We start from the raw sequence: 15,245 nt of genomic DNA, 5'->3' as shown, positions 1-15,245 counted from the left end.
TATCCCGAATTTATTTATATTTTTGGCAGCATTTTCATCTCGGTCGTGTTCGGTTCCACAATTTAAGCATCGAACTGAGAACTTGTTACCAATGGTTAACAAGGAACTAGCACCACAACTTGAGGACACAATTAACCTGACTATGCAAACCATGCAAATCTCCTTAACGGCTTCAATGAACACGGATCAGGTCGCATCCGGTGTGAAAGAGAAGGAAGTTAAAAAAGGTTTTGGTAATCTCGTTATCAGTCAAACCGCTGCTTATGGTTGTAGGTTGCTGTTTAAAGAGTTGAAAAAAACTGTTTTATAAGTCATTTACCCCTGGTTCATCCAGGGCGTTTGAGCCTTAGACTTTTGAAGTAAAGTGAACAACGGGATTTAGGGGAACAGCTGTGGAATTTGATCAGCAACTTTTGGTAAATACTCTGAAAGCAGAGCGTGAGTATACAGATTTACCATATTCTCTACATATTTTTGACAGCTTATCCTCAACTAATCAAACTCTGTGGGAATTACTCGCCCAAGGAGAAAAATCAACCTGTGTCGTTATTGCCACACAACAAACCGCTGGTAGAGGGCAATGGGGTCGTCAGTGGGTATCTCCTACTGGCGGACTATATCTCTCGGTTGGCATTTCTCCTAAACTAATAGCAACGGATGCTTATCAGCTAACTTTAGCCAGTGCTTGGGGAATTGCAGCCCAATTGCGAAAGTGTGGCGTAAGCGTGGGCATAAAATGGCCGAATGATTTAGTATTGGATGGTCGCAAACTAGGCGGCATTTTGACGGAAACCAAAGTCTATCAAGGACAAGTCACCCAAGCAGTGATTGGTGTGGGTATTAACTGGGTAAATCCAGTACCCCAAACCGGCATCAATTTAGAATTGTGGCAAAAGTCCCAAAATAGACAACCAATTCCTTGTCTGGAAATTCTCACCTCCAGAGTTTTGCTAGGAATAGAATCCGGTCTAGAGTGCCTGAGTGACGAAGGAATAGGCATACTATTATCTCGTTATCTTGATTTACTGATAAATATGGGTGATCAGGTATATGTGAATAATCTTTTAGGCACTGTAGTTGGGGTGACATCCCAAGGAAATCTCCGCTTAAGAATGGCTGCATATGATACCAAGGAACTCATAACACCAGAAATTTCCGTCGAACCCGGTACAATCAGTTTAGGTTACTGTAAATCTTCTGTTTAACTTTTTAGGTTTGTTAAAAATTTAGCTCTTTGGGCAAGACAAACCACTGACATCATCTCTTTAAACTTAATTACTCACAACTGAGAGAACAAATGACTCAGCGCCATAAATCTGCCCATAACCACTTGCATAATTTGCAGACAGAAGGTTTAAAAAAGAAACGCTTTGCATCCACATTACCAGCCCAAAGTCTCTGCTGGTTGAGCAGCATTAGCCTCCTTGGTGGTGGTTTTGTGTCTGCTCAAATGGAAACATCGGTAGATAACATTGTTCCTACTAATGACAATTCCCAACCCGCAGCGGTTGCCGAGCCTGTAAAAAAAGCTACTAATGAGCCAGAAGCAGAGCGATCGCAGCCAGATTTTGTTGAACGTCGCACTAGACTCAGAAAAAAACTCAACCGAGAAAAAGTTTCCCAATCAAAACAACCAGTCATCATCTCTCAACCTAAAGTAGAGAATTCTGAACCTGCGCCTACTGTCCGATTCTCTAAACCTAAAGTAGAGAATTCTGAACCTAAGGCTACTGTAAGAATCTCTAAACCCAAAGTAGAAAACGCACAGGCAGAAAAACCGCAAAATACTGCTAATTCAGCACCTGATCAAGGCGTAGAATTTGTTAAACCAGCAAATAACTCAAACGGAACTGCTAGTAACAGTGCGAGGAAAACTCAGGATTACAATAACACCCTCATTGACCCCACGAATTACAACGGTACTGCTACGAGTAAATATGAAGCACCCAGTTCTGTAATAGTCACAGAACACGCTGGAGGCTGTAAAGCGGTTTTCTCAGAACGAGAAATTGCTCGTGGTGCTTGTGGTAAAAAAGCAATTGACAATCCCCGTGTAGCTGATTCTCCCAAAAAATCAGCACCAACTTGGCTGAGAAAAAGTGAAACCGCTAGTTTAGATAAAGCGCCCATAGTCCGGCAAATAGCTACTGAGTCCAGCCCAAAAACCCAAAGTGTAGTTCGGACTGTTGCTAGTGCTGTAAATAATAATAGAAGTTGGAGTAATTCCCACATTGGTCGTAGCAGTAATACAAAGACTGGATATCGCTCCAATCGTTTTATTCCTCAACCAAGCGAATTCGCCACTACAAGCGTGAGTGCTACTCCCATTGCGCCTAGTTTTGGTAGTTTACCCGCACCAATGGCAGAGGGTAACATTGCACCCCGCCCCAGTAACGTGTCTTACGAGTTTTCACTAGCATCAGTCTTACCACAAATTCCTTATACTGGTGCAGTTGCTTATGGTGGTGGTATGGGTAACGCCACCTTTAGGGGAACAGGAATGATGTACCCTTTGTCTTTCTCCGCGCCGATTACTTCTGTGTTTGGCTGGCGGATTCATCCCATTACAGGCAATAGACGTTTCCACGCTGGTACAGACATAGGTGCGCCCACAGGAACACCAATTTTGGCAGCTGCTAAAGGTCAAATCGAAACTGCTGACTGGTTGGGTGGTTATGGTTTAACAGTAATTATTAATCATAGTTCTGCTCAACAAACTCTCTACGGTCATATGTCAGAAATCCTTGTTCGTCCCGGTCAATGGGTAGAACCAGGAACTGTGATTGGCCGGGTTGGTAGCACTGGAAATTCAACAGGGCCTCACCTGCACTTTGAAGTCCGCCACCTCACAGCAAACGGTTGGGTCGCTGTTGACCCAGGTGTACAATTGCAATCTGGAGCCAGAAACTTGGCGCAAAGCACAAGGACAGTTCCAGCGCAGTAAGGTGATGGGGTGATGGGGTGATGGGGAAAAATAATTACCCCCTGCCTCCTGCCTCCTGCGTCCTGCGTCCTGCCCCCTACCCCCTACCCCCTGCCCCAATTTACAAATACCCGTGTTCTGTTAAAAATGCGGGTGTAATCATATCCAAACCAACCTCATCTACATCTTTATTGTGTTGGTTGCCAGGATAAAGGAATTTTTCCACGTATTTGCCCAGAATATCTCCTTCGAGATTCACCCAACTGCCAGGAACTAAAGAGTTGAGATTAGTTTCGGCATAAGTTACGGGAATCACTGCTACAGTAAACACAGATTGTTCAGGTTGATATGTGGCTACGGTTAGGCTAATTCCATTGACAGCGATGCTACCTTTGGGGACAATATATCGAGCGATCGCATCTGATGCCACAAAAGTCATTTCCCAAGAAGTAGCAGTCTGTTCTGAAGAAAGTAATTTTCCAATTCCGTCTACATGACCCATGACAAAATGACCACCGACTTTGCCGCCAACTCGCAGTGATGTTTCTAAGTTGACATAGCTTTCTTGGGTTTCTTCTCTACCTAAAGTCGTGCGCCGCAGGGTTTCTGGTGAAGCAGTGGCAATAAACCCATCTTTTAAAATTTCTTCTACTGTGAGACATACTCCATCTACAGCCACACTGTCACCATAAGTCAAATCCTGCATAATTGTCTCAGACTGGCTGACCAAACTAATCTGCCAAGAATCTTTCCCTAAGGGTTTGATAGTACCTAAGCCTTGAATTAATCCTGTAAACACTGTTTTTTACCAAACTAACTCTATTTATTGCTTAATTTTGGCGGAAATCAACTGTTAATTCTGAAAACAATGTAAAACCTTTCAATATAATTTTCAGATTTTTTTTGCCAGATGAACATTAACACATTAACATCAATCTCAAGGCATACTTGGGTAAGAAGAATATTATTTTGGTAAAGCAATTTGACTTACTCTGGCATTCACAACAAGTTCGCAGTTTAATAGAAGCAATTATAGAGAAGAAAAGCCCTATGTTTACTTCTGTCCCAGAAAAACCCAGCCAAGGGTATTATTTACAACTTAGTACTCAAGCAATTAAAGGATTGTAGAGGGTTAGCCAATGATTGAAATGAGAGTCGCTGGTATAGCATTAGATGCCATAACCCGCAGCCCAATTGTACTTTTAAAAGATAGCTCTGATCGTCGAGCTTTACCAATTTATATCGGTCAAGAACAGGCTAGGGCAATTATGGGGGCGCTGGAACACCAAAAGCCTCCTAGACCTTTAACCCACGACCTAATTGTGAATATGTTGGAAGCGTGGAATATGATTCTAGAAAAGGTCATTATTCACTCTTTGCAAAAGGATACATTTTATGCAGTTTTGATTGTTCAGCAAGGCGAAGTAAAAAAAGAAATTGATGCCCGTCCTAGTGATGCGATCGCAATTGCCCTCCGTACAAATGCACCTATTTGGGTGATGGAAGAGGTAGTAGCTGATGCTTCTATCCCAGTTGATAGAGATGCAGATGAAGCTGAACAGCAAGCTTTCCGCGAATTTGTTTCCAATCTTCGTCCTGAGGATCTGATTAAACGATTTGATAATGGTGATAGTTAAGTAAGTAATAAATGCTGATTATTGATACCAGTTATCGATGATTCTGCATTTACATATTTTAATTGTAGAGACGTTTCATGAAACGTCTCTACAGAATTTACAACTGATTTATGCAATATCGGCGTTTTGGTAAAACTAATTTACACTTCTCAGTTTTTTCTTTGGGAACAATGCGTTATTTGGCTAACGCAGAAACAGCCCAAAAAACTATTGAAAAAGCTTTATTTTTGGGAATTAATCACATTGAAACAGCCAGAGGTTATGGTAAAAGTGAGGAGTATTTAGGTGCAGCGATAAAAGCTGGTTTGTCAGTACCCAGAAATCAACTGTATATTACTACAAAAATTCCTCCCACACCCGATGCTGACACGATGCGTCAATGTATTGATGAATCATTACAACGCTTGAATATAGATTATCTTGATTGTTTGGGAATTCATGGTTTAAATACCCCAGAACATCTAGAATGGGTACAAGCTAAAAATGGCTGTATGCAAGCTGTACAAGAAGCAGTACATGATGGCAGAGTAAAACACGTTGGTTTTTCTACCCACGCTTCATTAGATATAATTTTGGCAGCTATTAATACAGATTTTTTTGAATTTATTAATTTGCACTATTATTATTTTTTCCAACGCAATGCTTCAGCTATTCAAGCAGCGACAAAAAAAGATATGGGTGTTTTTATTATTTCTCCTGCTGATAAAGGAGGAAGACTTTATACACCACCATCAAGTTTAAAAGAACTTTGTCAGCCATTTACACCTTTAGAATTAAACTATAGATTTTTGCTGAGTGACAACCGCATTACAACTTTAAGTGTAGGTGCTGCAAATCCAGAAGAATTAATTGCACCTTTGAAAGTTGCTGATCATGTTGGTGAGTTAACTTCAGCAGAAATTCTTGTTTTTGAAGAATTAGAAAATCAGCAAAATAAGGTTTTAAATACTGATAAATGTAGTCAATGTTATGCTTGTTTACCTTGTCCAGAAAATATCAATATTCCTGAAGTTTTAAGACTGAGAAATTTAGCTGTAGCTTATGACATGAACGATTATGGAAAATATCGTTATGGAATGTTTGAAAATGCTGGTCATTGGTTTCCAGGAATGAAGGGAAATCGTTGTACAGAATGCGGTGATTGTTTACCTAAATGTCCTGAAAATTTAGATATTCCGGCTTTGTTAGCAGATACCCATGAGAGATTAAATGGGAAAGCTGGGAGAAGATTGTGGGGGTAAGATATTTGTCAGAATCAGGATTTACAGGATTTAAGGATTTACAGGATGAAGATTTTCATTATATTTTTATTGTCAGAATCAGGATTTCTAGGATTTTACAGCACTTCCCAGTGTCATGAGGTACAAGAACCCCACCCCCAACCCCCTAAGAGCAAGCGATGAGGGGGCTATGATGTACCTTATAACAAAGGAATCCGCTGTAGGATTTTCAGGATGAATATATTCAATATTTTAAATAACACCCACATTTTGTTAAGCTGAATTAGCATGACTATGATTTAATTACTTTCAACATAAAATCTTTTATTGATAAATACTATATTCTGAAAATCTGCAAATCCTCTCTATGATCATCCAATAAAAATCCTGTAAATCCTAAAATCCTGGATATCCTGATTCTGACAATAAAAATGAGCAAATCATATCCATGATCATCCAATAAAAATCCTGTAAATCCTGATTCTGACAATAAAAGATTGAGAAATTCATTAATCAATTATCATAACATTTTGATATTCAGTGTTATGTAACTGGTAACTTTATAATTTACGTAAATTCTCTATTGCTTTTTATGTCGATAAATTGAGCTATTTATCAGCAAAATCTAGAAAATAAAGAATATTTTGACTTTGACGCAATAAAAAATACAATCATTATTATAATAATCTTAGTTATTTAACACACATCATCATGAGTTCAAAAACAAAGGAATTACAGGCGGGTTACGCTCAAACTCGCTTGCTGCTTGCGTTGTGGGATTTGGGAGCAAATAAACAGGAAGTGAAAAAAGGCTTGCTGACGAAGCGGATAGTGGCTAAGGGTCAGAAAATGGCCGACTATAAAGAGATTTTAGAGGATTTGCAAACGCAGGGGGCTATTACTGTTTCTAGGACTGGTTATACTCTCATCTCACCAATAGGTTTAGAAGTGTTGGGTGCGGGTTTGCGTAGTGGTGAGTTTAAGTTTGAGGGGACTATTGTTGGTACTTGGGCTGCTAATGCGTTGTTGCGGTGGATAGGTCAGATTGATGTTGTGGTTGCTGCGTCGGTTGCGTCTGGTGGTGGGGTGATTGGTTCTTATGAGGAGTTTAAGTCTGTCGCGTTGGATGTTTATGACAAGTTGAATTATGAACACAACTTTAATAATTTAGTACCTATTTATCGCATTAGAAGAACAATAGGAGAACGAGTTAATAGGACAGAATTTAATGATTTTTTACTAGAAATGCAAGCTAATGATATTTTCCAACTTCAAGGAGGGAGTGTAGAAGATAGCGCACCTGACAAAATAGAAGATTCTGTCACTACAGAACTAGATGGATTACGTTGTTACGCGAGACTTCTCAAAGCTTAAACTTTCTTCAACTCTTCACACACAAACCTCACAATTCTATGACTACTAACACATCTAGCATTGATGAACTAATTAAGACTCACAACCCATTTGCAGGACATATTGTAGTTAGACCTCAGCAAATATGGGGTAAAAGTTTTCCTGATGTTCCTTCAATTAATGCTCATGCTTCTAATGCTGTATTTGATGCAATTGACAAAATTAACAAAGGTCAACGTCAGACAGTAGGTATTACAATGACTGCGGAAAAAGGACTAGGTAAAAGTCACATCATTAGCCGAATTCGCCATCAATTACAAACAAGAAAAGATAGCTTATTTATCTACATGAGTAAATATGATAATCTGAATCAAATTCAAAATCAATTCTTGCAAAGTGTTACGTCTAGTTTAAGACCAATTATCCGACCTAATGTAATGCCATGTCAAGAAATAGTAGCGGCATTAATTAATGAAGTAATGGAGTGGAAATATACTACGGAACAATATATTAGTAACGTATTCCCGCATTTGTTAAAACAAAATTCAGTTACAGCAGTAATTGAGACATTAAGAAGTCGTATTGAACAAAAAAAGCCTAATATTACTAACCCATACATAATTCAAGCACTTTTATGGACACTTTATCCAAACTATGCTAATGCTGCAAATTTCTGGCTTTCGGGACAAGAATTACCAGAAGAAACCGCTAAAATAATGGGATTACCAAATATTCAAAGTGACAATAAAGAAAGTCAAGCATTAAGTAATGTTCGCCAAATTCTCGATATTATTAGTGATTATAGAGTTCCTGTAATTTGCTTTGATGAATTGGATATTGCCGACATTGCTGATAATGGATTTACCGCAGCGCAGATTATCGCTAATTTAGTCAAGGACTTATATAACAACCTTGATAAAGGTCTTTTGTTATTAGCAATGTATCCTGAAACATGGCGTGATCAAATCACTTATTTACCACAAGCTGAAGCAGTAATTGATAGATTAGTTAGTGAAAAATCTGATAAACAACCCATAGCTTTAAAATATCTCAATTCTGATGATATTGTTGCCTTAGTTAAAACATGGTTACAAGAATTTTATCAGGAACATCAACAAACACCTTCTCATCCTCTTTACCCATTTGATGAAAATAAGTTGAGAGAACTTGGTAAAGGAAAACCTACAGTGAGATCGGTTTTAAAATGGTGTGCTGATAATTTTATTCCTCCATCAATTATTATTGATGACCAACCAACAGAACCAGAAATAAATTCTACCAATAGGTGGACATCCACAACTCTTCATACAGTTAAACCATACTACCAAAGCGAGTTAGCTAATGTAGATAATTCTATTGATTCATTAATGGAAGATGAAATAGCTATTATTAATTCTATTTGGTTAGCTTTTACTAGCTTAGTAGGTAAAACTTTAGAAGGTGTATCAATTCAATCAGTAGAAGAAATAGTAGCTAGTACAGCAGATCAAGGATATATTAATTTCAAAATCGTTGGTAATAAGAAAAAAGTAAAAATAGGAGTAAGTGTAGTTCAGCAAGATGGTAAATTTATAGGTGCAGCATTGAGACGACTAATTGATTACAAGAAATTTGATATTACTCGTGGATGTTTGGTTCGTTCTAAATATATTAATCAAGGTGCAACTCAAGCTAGAGAACTTCTGAGAAAACTATTAACAGAAAAAGGTGGAGAATGGGTTGGATTACAAAAACAAGATATTAAACCTCTCTTAGCTATTTGGTTTGTTTATGAGAATCAAAATAGTTATGAATTGAAAGATGAACAAATTTTTGATTTTCTGGAGAAAACACAATTAGTAATTAATAATCCCTTAATCAGAGAAATTTTAAGTGATCCTTCAGGACAAGAACCAACTAATTTAACTGATGATGGATTACCTATTAGCATTCCTCAAAGTGTTGATAATACCGATAATATTGAACTTGACTTCTAATTAAATAAAAATGAATCAATCATTTTCACTTCCAACAGCATTATGTTTAGCAGTTCCTGATATTGAAGCTTTAATACAGGGGCGAACAATTGCAGCTTTACCCAAAATGTTTCTTCGTCCTGGGCAAAAATTCGCTCTTTATCCTGTTGATATTTCAATAAATGTAGTTTCAGTTAAAGCTTGGGCTAAATGTGAACTTTGCCAAATTCCAGATAAAACAACACCTTTAGAAATTTTATCTCAATTAACAATCTGGAAACCAGAAACATTTGAGGAAATATTACAGAAACAACCGCATTTTTTTATAGCTTATTTGCGGGTTTATAATTTGTCTGAACCTTTTGAAATTCCTGCTATTCCAAATATTCAAGATAAACTAGGAAAATTTGCACCTTTACCGAATAATATTTCTGCTTCTGAAGCTAAACCCGTATTAAGTGATCATGTATTTATTCAACGCAAACGCCAATTAGAAAACCTAGAACCTCCTTTACATCCTGAATTAGAAGAATTACAAAGTGGATTATCACAAATAGCCAACAATAACCCAGCAGCACAGCAATTAGAAAATGACATCAAAGTATTTTTAGGTTGGAGTAATGCACCAACTACAAATACATCTGATTTAGCTTGGATAAAAACAATTACATCTTTAGGAGATAGAAGCATAGAATTTGAAGAGAAAAAAAGCAATTATCAAGCAGGTACAGACTTTGAAAACATCTCACGTCAAAGCCTAGATTTTTTAGGATTTCAAGTAGAAAATGCTTATAAAGGTGGTGCTGGAGGTTTAGATTTATATTGTTCACAACCTTATCCTTTAGTTTGCGAATGTAAAGCAGGTAGAAGTATTCCAGATCGTGCAGTAGAAGAATTAGATAGAATTGGAAAAAGACATCTTCAAGAAAATTATCTTCAAGCTGTACGTTTAATTATTGGACCTGGTGAACCTACGAAACAACTCAGACAATCTCTTCAGAAATCTGCGAAAATATCTAAAACTAGTATTATTAAAGCTATGACATTACAAAAATTAGTAGAACTGAAAGCAAAATATCCAGGTGCGATAAACTTAATTGAATTAAAGCAATACTTAGAACCGGGGCAAATTGATGATAAAATTAATGAATATATAGATAAAATAGAAAAAGAGATTAAATTGCGTTCCGAGATTATCAAAAGTATCAAAGAACTCTGCGAACAAAACCACGAAAGTTCACAAATTATTCATCAACAGGTTACAGTTACAGAGATTCGTGTTCATTATAATGTAACTCATAACCCAAAACTAACAGATGAAATAGCTCATGATTTACTGATAGAACTATCATCACCATTAACAGGCTATTTAGGAATAATTAAAACAACTGATTGGAAAAGCGATAAATTTTACTATTTAAGAGAACTAACAATTTAAAAATAACTCTTATCTTTGCGTTCTTTGCGTCTTTGCGTGAGAAAAACTCATCCCAAAGTCAAAACACCAACTTGAAAATTCACCACCAAAGGCAAAAACTCTAACCACGCTGAACCCAATAAAATCTCCGTCAATTCATCTCCAGCATAAACAGGAATTTCATACTCTTGATTATCTAAAATAACCTTACCAGAATAAAGATCAAAAGATTTTAATCCCTGTGCTGTTATCAATTCTTGTTCACGAATGAACTGCCAATCTAGTGATTCTAAATCTTGTTTATTAATAGCTAGAAACCCTGTAAAGCCAGTATCTAACATTGTCTCTACAGGTAAGTTTAAACCATCAGCATTAATCAAATCAATTTCAAAAAATAGCTGCCCCCCATCACCGAAATAACCCTGTATCATATTCTGCCAACTGCCCCAATTTCATTTAACCGAAACATACAATGTACAGCATGAGGGTGTTTATCCCGTGCTTGCTGACTAGCAACTTCTATATCTTGGTCAATGAAATAATCGCCGCTATCCGGTTCTACGGCAATATACCAGTTATAATGGTCTTTTATCAACTCAGGACGGACACGCTCAAAAATTGCCCTACAACGTTTATGAAAGGCTTCTTTTTCTGCTTTACGTTTAGCTAACTCTTCTGGTGATAAAGTCAATTCAGGAAAAATTCTTCCTCTTCTTCTCGGTTGTTCTGACGTTAACATATTTGTAACCTCGCTTTTTACAACTATGTTAATAATAACAAATAATTATCTCAACATCAAAATTATACAAAAACAAAATCCCCGACTTCCTAAAGAAATCGAGGATTTAATTAACAAAGATAATTTTATTAACCGAGAGAAACAGTTAAACTACCAGGTTTAGCTAAATCACCAGTTAACACCACACCGCGATTATTAGCGTGTAAATGACGGAGAATTTTGTAAACCGCTTCAACTTCATCAGCAACGCCGGCTTTATCAGCAACTTCAGTAATAGAAAGTGCTTTTTGCTCTTTTTGCAAAACTTCCAAAACTCGTTTTTGTAAATCGAGAATGACAGCAGCGGCTTTTTTACCAGCTTCTACACCTGGTTGGTGATAAGCGTTGACATTTACTAAACTGGCATATAAACCTACAGCCCGTTCATACAAAGCAATTAACGCCCCAACAGTGCGAGCATTAACTTGAGGAATACTGACTGTAATCGAATCGCGGTTATTCTCATACAGCGCTTGACGTGTTCCTAACAGAAAACCAGATAAATAATCACCAGAAGTCACACCAGGATCAACTTCTGTGGATTTTCCTTGACGATCTTCCAAAACTTCAATCAAGGTAGCGAAGAAATTGGGTACACCTTCCCGCAACTGCTGTACATAAGCGTGTTGGTCAGTTGAACCTTTGTTACCATAAACAGCAATACCTTGATAAACGGTTTTCCCGTCTAAATCTTTTTCCTTACCCAAAGATTCCATTACCAGTTGTTGCAAATAACGGCTAAATAGCAACAAGCTGTCTTTGTAAGGAAGGACAACCATATCTTTTTCACCTTTGCCATTTCCAGAGAAATACCAAGCAAGGGCTAATAAAGCGGCTGGGTTATTTTTGAAATTAGCGACGCGTGTAGCGTCATCCATTTCTTTTGCACCATCCAGCATGGCACGGACATCAATGCCCTGTAATGCCGCAGGAACTAGCCCTACAGAGGACATTTCTGAGGTACGTCCACCCACCCAGTCATACATCGAAAACCGGGCTAACCAATTTTCAGATTTTGCTACCTTATCCAGGTTGCTATCTGCACCGGTAATAGCGATCGCATATTTAGCAAATTCTAAATTTTGTCCTGCATAGGCTTTTTTCACCTCAATCATGCCATTCCGAGGTTCGGGTGTTCCTCCAGATTTGGAAATCACCAATACCAAAGTACTGGAAAGGTGGTTTTGCAGTTGGGAAAGAACCCGATCAATTCCTGCGGGATCGGAATTGTCGATAAAGTGAATTTTGAGCGGGGGAAAATCAGGTGCGAGGGCTTCAGCGACAAATTGTGGCCCCAAGGCAGAACCACCAATGCCTATAGAAATAATATCGGTGAAGCGGCTAGACTTAGGCGGATGAATAGCACCAGTGTGTACTTTTTCCGCAAAAGCTTCGATTTGTTCTAAGGTTTGGACAATTTCTTGCGTCAGTTCTGGAGTGGGTGCTAAATCTGGATTCCGCAACCAGTAATGTCCTACCATGCGGTTTTCATCTGGATTTGCGATCGCACCTTTTTCCAGTTCCGCCATATCCGCAAACGCTTTGTCAAACTTCGGCTGCAACGATTTCACAAAGGCATCATCGAACCGCATCCGGCTAATATCTAGATACAGTCCCAATCCCTCGTGGAAATATAACCAATCTTGGTATCGTTGCCAAAGTGCCTTAGCATCCATAAGAGGGAAATCTCAAATATATTGGTCAAACACCAGTTTAATGTATGGTTCTAGCGATCCCTGCTTTGTCTTATACAGTTTACATTTAGGAGACAACAGGGAACTCTTAACGGGGAACAGTTAGAAGGTAATTCGTAATTCGTAAACAGGGAATAGGGAACTGGGAATAGGGAACAGAGAATTCTTAATTTTCCTCGCGTCTCCGTGTCTCCGCGTCTCCCCATCTCCCCATCTCCCCATCTCCCCATCTCCCCATTTCCCCAATCCTAGCTTAGACATCAGGCATCGGGACTACACGCAAAAATTTGACTAGTTCACCCCTAATTTCTATGCCAATCAGATAATTATCTATGGTAAAGCGATAAAAAATACCTTGTTCATCAAGCTGTCGCAATTCTGGTAGGCCATGCAAACTCCACTTATGTGCAGCACACTCAACAAAGACAAAATCATACACCCGTTCATAAGCAACGGCTTCTAAACTCTTCAGGTCGATTAGAAAAGACCTAGCATAGCGCACTTCCAAATTCACTCTTGCTCACCAAATGTATTTTTTTGCTAACTTTGATGTCTAATCTTAAAGGAACATTAATAATCGTATCGCCTCGTCATGGGTTAATATGTCCCACGGCTGCTGCAATGACTTGACTTGTTCCATACTTTTAAGCATATAAGAGTCAAAATGTACAGCTTGGACTAGTTCCCAAGCCGTCTGTAAATCCTCATTAGCTAATTGCTCAATCAGATGATGCATTCTAATTCGCAGTAAATTCATAAAATTTAATGAATATCAACACTGTATTTAATAAGAATACTTTTTCCACCAGCATAGCAATGATTTACAGCAATCTCCGACAATACCGTACACTACGATCTATTCGTCCGCATGGGAGATGGGGAGATTGGGAGCATTGGTGCCAACTTAACGTGAAAGCCTTGTAATGACGTTATATCAAACTTACTCAATTACCAATCAATCCAGAAGAACCCCACCCCCGCTTTTGCTAAAGCAAAATCTCCCCTCCCCTCATGAGGGGAGGGGATTAAGGGGTGGGGTAGAACGGCTGTGGGACTAGCGTTTAAGCTTAAGTTGACACTAATAGATGGGGAGTTACGAATAACTTAATCACCAATTATGATTGAATATCTGATTTTTCTAGCCATTTCTACCGCAACCTTTGCGCTGTTCGCACTAGGACTCAATTTACAATGGGGCTTTACAGGGCTAATTAACTTCGGTCATATTGCTTTTATGACTTTGGGAGCATACACTACCGTTTTGTTAAGTTTAAAAGGTGTACCCTTATTATTTTCAGCATTAATTGGGGCAATTGTCGCCGCTTTGTTAGGTTTAGTAATTGGTTTTGCCACTTTGCGGTTACGGGAAGATTATTTATCAATTGTCACAATCGGGACAGGAGAACTGATTCGTTTGGTTGTGAATAATCAGGAGTTACCTGTAGGTGATGCTTGGGTAGCTGGGACTTTTGGTATCCAAAGTTATGCCATACCCTGGAATGCAACTCCCAGTTTATTTTTGCGATTGGTAATGATTGGGATACTTACCCTGTTAGGAATTGTCACTATTTTTTATTTAGGGCGTTGGGTAAAATCAGCGAAAACATCCTTAAGTAACGATGTAGCTAAAACCAACAGTAGCAAACAAGAATTTTTATCCCGCATAGGAGTGGGTGTAATCCTGGGATTGTTGACATTAGCAATTTATGTGTCTGGTGTGACTGGACTTTATAACTACAACCCTAAAGCCGGTTTGATGCTGTTAACGTTGTTAGTACTGGCTTTTGTATTTTGGCGGTTAGAAATTTTAGTGCGATCGCCTTGGGGTAGAATTCTTAAAGCTATCCGTGAAGATGAAGAAATTCCCAAAGCATTAGGTAAAAACGTCTTTTGGTATAAACTACAATCATTAATGCTAGGCGGTGCGATCGCAGGTATCGCTGGTGCTTTCTTCGCTTGGCAACTCAGCGCTATTTATCCTGATAACTTTCAACCCCAACTCACCTTTGATGCTTGGATTATGGTGATTTTAGGCGGTTCTGGCAACAATGTCGGTACAATCTTAGGTGCAGTAATTTACTTTGCTTATGATGCCCTGACACGAGAATTTTTACCAAAAATTGTCCCCTTAGATGTAGAACGCATTGGTGCATTTCGCGTCATGTTTATCGGTTTAATTCTGATGGTACTGATGATTTGGCGACCTCAAGGTATATTAGGGAAAAAGGAAGAACTCACTCTTGGTAAGTGATCAGTCATTGGTCATTC

Annotated in this window: 18 protein-coding genes; 11 read left to right on the top strand and 7 right to left on the bottom strand. The window is 38.4% G+C overall.

Translation table 11 applies throughout. From position 1 onward, the window contains the following. Positions 1 to 91 precede the first annotated feature (91 nt). From A9Y75_RS02585 to A9Y75_RS02575, 3 genes are all read left to right on the top strand, one after another. Positions 92 to 310: a hypothetical protein gene (locus A9Y75_RS02585; protein WP_071187935.1), complete on the top strand. Its 219-nt coding sequence runs from the start codon at positions 92 to 94 to the stop codon at positions 308 to 310. An 82-nt stretch (positions 311 to 392) separates the two neighbouring features. After that, positions 393 to 1,205: a biotin--[acetyl-CoA-carboxylase] ligase gene (locus A9Y75_RS02580; protein ID WP_071187933.1), complete on the top strand. Its 813-nt coding sequence runs from the start codon at positions 393 to 395 to the stop codon at positions 1,203 to 1,205. Positions 1,206 to 1,297: 92 nt separating this feature from the next. After that, the gene (locus tag A9Y75_RS02575) at positions 1,298 to 2,944 is read left to right on the top strand and encodes a M23 family metallopeptidase (protein WP_071187931.1); all 1,647 of its coding nucleotides are present in this window, start codon (positions 1,298 to 1,300) and stop codon (positions 2,942 to 2,944) included. A gap of 100 nt (positions 2,945 to 3,044) precedes the next feature. Here the strand turns inward: A9Y75_RS02575 and A9Y75_RS02570 are convergent, their stop codons facing one another. Then, complete coding sequence (locus tag A9Y75_RS02570) at positions 3,045 to 3,722, bottom strand: riboflavin synthase (protein WP_071187929.1); 678 nt, start codon at positions 3,720 to 3,722, stop codon at positions 3,045 to 3,047. Between the two features lie 170 nt (positions 3,723 to 3,892). Between A9Y75_RS02570 and A9Y75_RS28150 the strand changes: the two genes are divergently transcribed. The 6 genes from A9Y75_RS28150 to A9Y75_RS02540 all read left to right on the top strand — a co-directional run bounded on the left by A9Y75_RS28150 (position 3,893) and on the right by A9Y75_RS02540 (position 10,526). Beyond that, positions 3,893 to 4,051, top strand: coding sequence for a hypothetical protein (locus tag A9Y75_RS28150; RefSeq protein ID WP_177176079.1), 159 nt, complete (start codon positions 3,893 to 3,895; stop codon positions 4,049 to 4,051). Between the two features lie 11 nt (positions 4,052 to 4,062). Further along, a complete protein-coding gene (locus A9Y75_RS02560; RefSeq protein WP_071187925.1) occupies positions 4,063 to 4,560 on the top strand; it encodes a bifunctional nuclease family protein in 498 nt (165 codons plus the stop codon). A gap of 110 nt (positions 4,561 to 4,670) precedes the next feature. Next, positions 4,671 to 5,801, top strand: coding sequence for an aldo/keto reductase (locus tag A9Y75_RS02555; RefSeq protein ID WP_071187924.1), 1,131 nt, complete (start codon positions 4,671 to 4,673; stop codon positions 5,799 to 5,801). 690 nt (positions 5,802 to 6,491) lie between these two features. Continuing rightward, on the top strand, positions 6,492 to 7,154 hold the full coding sequence (locus A9Y75_RS02550; RefSeq protein ID WP_071187922.1) for a hypothetical protein: 663 nt from the start codon (positions 6,492 to 6,494) through the stop codon (positions 7,152 to 7,154). A 38-nt stretch (positions 7,155 to 7,192) separates the two neighbouring features. Beyond that, positions 7,193 to 9,109 (top strand): hypothetical protein, encoded by a 1,917-nt coding sequence (locus A9Y75_RS02545; RefSeq protein WP_071187920.1) that lies wholly within the window; start codon positions 7,193 to 7,195, stop codon positions 9,107 to 9,109. Positions 9,110 to 9,119: 10 nt separating this feature from the next. Then, positions 9,120 to 10,526 carry a DUF1802 family protein gene (locus A9Y75_RS02540; RefSeq protein WP_071187918.1) on the top strand — a complete coding sequence of 469 codons (1,407 nt, stop codon included), beginning with the start codon at positions 9,120 to 9,122 and terminating at the stop codon, positions 10,524 to 10,526. Positions 10,527 to 10,573: 47 nt separating this feature from the next. On the opposite strand, the gene A9Y75_RS02535 is transcribed toward A9Y75_RS02540, so the two are convergent. The 6 genes from A9Y75_RS02535 to A9Y75_RS29270 form a co-directional block, all read right to left on the bottom strand. Then, on the bottom strand, positions 10,574 to 10,936 hold the full coding sequence (locus A9Y75_RS02535) for an aspartyl protease (protein WP_071187916.1): 363 nt from the start codon (positions 10,934 to 10,936) through the stop codon (positions 10,574 to 10,576). Beyond that, positions 10,933 to 11,244 (bottom strand): hypothetical protein, encoded by a 312-nt coding sequence (locus A9Y75_RS02530; RefSeq protein ID WP_071187914.1) that lies wholly within the window; start codon positions 11,242 to 11,244, stop codon positions 10,933 to 10,935. Before A9Y75_RS02530 ends, A9Y75_RS02535 begins: the two co-directional genes overlap by 4 nt. Before the next feature lie 128 nt (positions 11,245 to 11,372). After that, complete coding sequence (locus A9Y75_RS02525; RefSeq protein WP_071187912.1) at positions 11,373 to 12,959, bottom strand: glucose-6-phosphate isomerase; 1,587 nt, start codon at positions 12,957 to 12,959, stop codon at positions 11,373 to 11,375. 120 nt (positions 12,960 to 13,079) lie between these two features. After that, positions 13,080 to 13,238: a hypothetical protein gene (locus tag A9Y75_RS28145; protein WP_177176061.1), complete on the bottom strand. Its 159-nt coding sequence runs from the start codon at positions 13,236 to 13,238 to the stop codon at positions 13,080 to 13,082. Then, positions 13,231 to 13,491 (bottom strand): cytotoxic translational repressor of toxin-antitoxin stability system, encoded by a 261-nt coding sequence (locus A9Y75_RS02520; RefSeq protein WP_071187910.1) that lies wholly within the window; start codon positions 13,489 to 13,491, stop codon positions 13,231 to 13,233. Before A9Y75_RS02520 ends, A9Y75_RS28145 begins: the two co-directional genes overlap by 8 nt. Before the next feature lie 45 nt (positions 13,492 to 13,536). After that, positions 13,537 to 13,734, bottom strand: coding sequence for a hypothetical protein (locus tag A9Y75_RS29270; protein ID WP_071187908.1), 198 nt, complete (start codon positions 13,732 to 13,734; stop codon positions 13,537 to 13,539). 8 nt (positions 13,735 to 13,742) lie between these two features. On the opposite strand from A9Y75_RS29270, the gene A9Y75_RS28140 reads away from it, so the two are divergent. Both A9Y75_RS28140 and A9Y75_RS02510 read left to right on the top strand, forming a co-directional pair. Further along, complete coding sequence (locus A9Y75_RS28140; RefSeq protein WP_177176078.1) at positions 13,743 to 13,901, top strand: hypothetical protein; 159 nt, start codon at positions 13,743 to 13,745, stop codon at positions 13,899 to 13,901. 193 nt (positions 13,902 to 14,094) lie between these two features. Further along, positions 14,095 to 15,228 (top strand): branched-chain amino acid ABC transporter permease, encoded by a 1,134-nt coding sequence (locus A9Y75_RS02510; protein WP_071187907.1) that lies wholly within the window; start codon positions 14,095 to 14,097, stop codon positions 15,226 to 15,228. Positions 15,229 to 15,245: the final 17 nt, after the last annotated feature.

It is taken from the genome of Trichormus sp. NMC-1, assembly GCF_001858025.1.
In the GTDB taxonomy this organism is placed as follows: domain Bacteria; phylum Cyanobacteriota; class Cyanobacteriia; order Cyanobacteriales; family Nostocaceae; genus Anabaena.
This window is presented reverse-complemented; position numbering and strand designations above follow the sequence as displayed.

Excerpts from the sequence above, each read along its gene's own strand:
- A9Y75_RS02540 (WP_071187918.1), top strand. The coding sequence starts at position 9,120 with ATGAATCAATCATTTTCACTTCCAACAGCATTATGTTTAGCAGTTCCT.
- A9Y75_RS02510 (WP_071187907.1), top strand. The coding sequence starts at position 14,095 with ATGATTGAATATCTGATTTTTCTAGCCATTTCTACCGCAACCTTTGCG.
- A9Y75_RS02585 (WP_071187935.1), top strand. The coding sequence starts at position 92 with ATGGTTAACAAGGAACTAGCACCACAACTTGAGGACACAATTAACCTG.
- A9Y75_RS02545 (WP_071187920.1), top strand. The coding sequence starts at position 7,193 with ATGACTACTAACACATCTAGCATTGATGAACTAATTAAGACTCACAAC.
- A9Y75_RS02575 (WP_071187931.1), top strand. The coding sequence starts at position 1,298 with ATGACTCAGCGCCATAAATCTGCCCATAACCACTTGCATAATTTGCAG.
- A9Y75_RS28140 (WP_177176078.1), top strand. The coding sequence starts at position 13,743 with ATGAATATCAACACTGTATTTAATAAGAATACTTTTTCCACCAGCATA.
- A9Y75_RS02535 (WP_071187916.1), bottom strand. The coding sequence starts at position 10,936 with ATGATACAGGGTTATTTCGGTGATGGGGGGCAGCTATTTTTTGAAATT.
- A9Y75_RS02530 (WP_071187914.1), bottom strand. The coding sequence starts at position 11,244 with ATGTTAACGTCAGAACAACCGAGAAGAAGAGGAAGAATTTTTCCTGAA.
- A9Y75_RS02525 (WP_071187912.1), bottom strand. The coding sequence starts at position 12,959 with ATGGATGCTAAGGCACTTTGGCAACGATACCAAGATTGGTTATATTTC.
- A9Y75_RS02555 (WP_071187924.1), top strand. The coding sequence starts at position 4,671 with ATGCAATATCGGCGTTTTGGTAAAACTAATTTACACTTCTCAGTTTTT.
- A9Y75_RS02550 (WP_071187922.1), top strand. The coding sequence starts at position 6,492 with ATGAGTTCAAAAACAAAGGAATTACAGGCGGGTTACGCTCAAACTCGC.
- A9Y75_RS02560 (WP_071187925.1), top strand. The coding sequence starts at position 4,063 with ATGATTGAAATGAGAGTCGCTGGTATAGCATTAGATGCCATAACCCGC.
- A9Y75_RS28145 (WP_177176061.1), bottom strand. The coding sequence starts at position 13,238 with ATGTCTAAGCTAGGATTGGGGAAATGGGGAGATGGGGAGATGGGGAGA.
- A9Y75_RS29270 (WP_071187908.1), bottom strand. The coding sequence starts at position 13,734 with ATGAATTTACTGCGAATTAGAATGCATCATCTGATTGAGCAATTAGCT.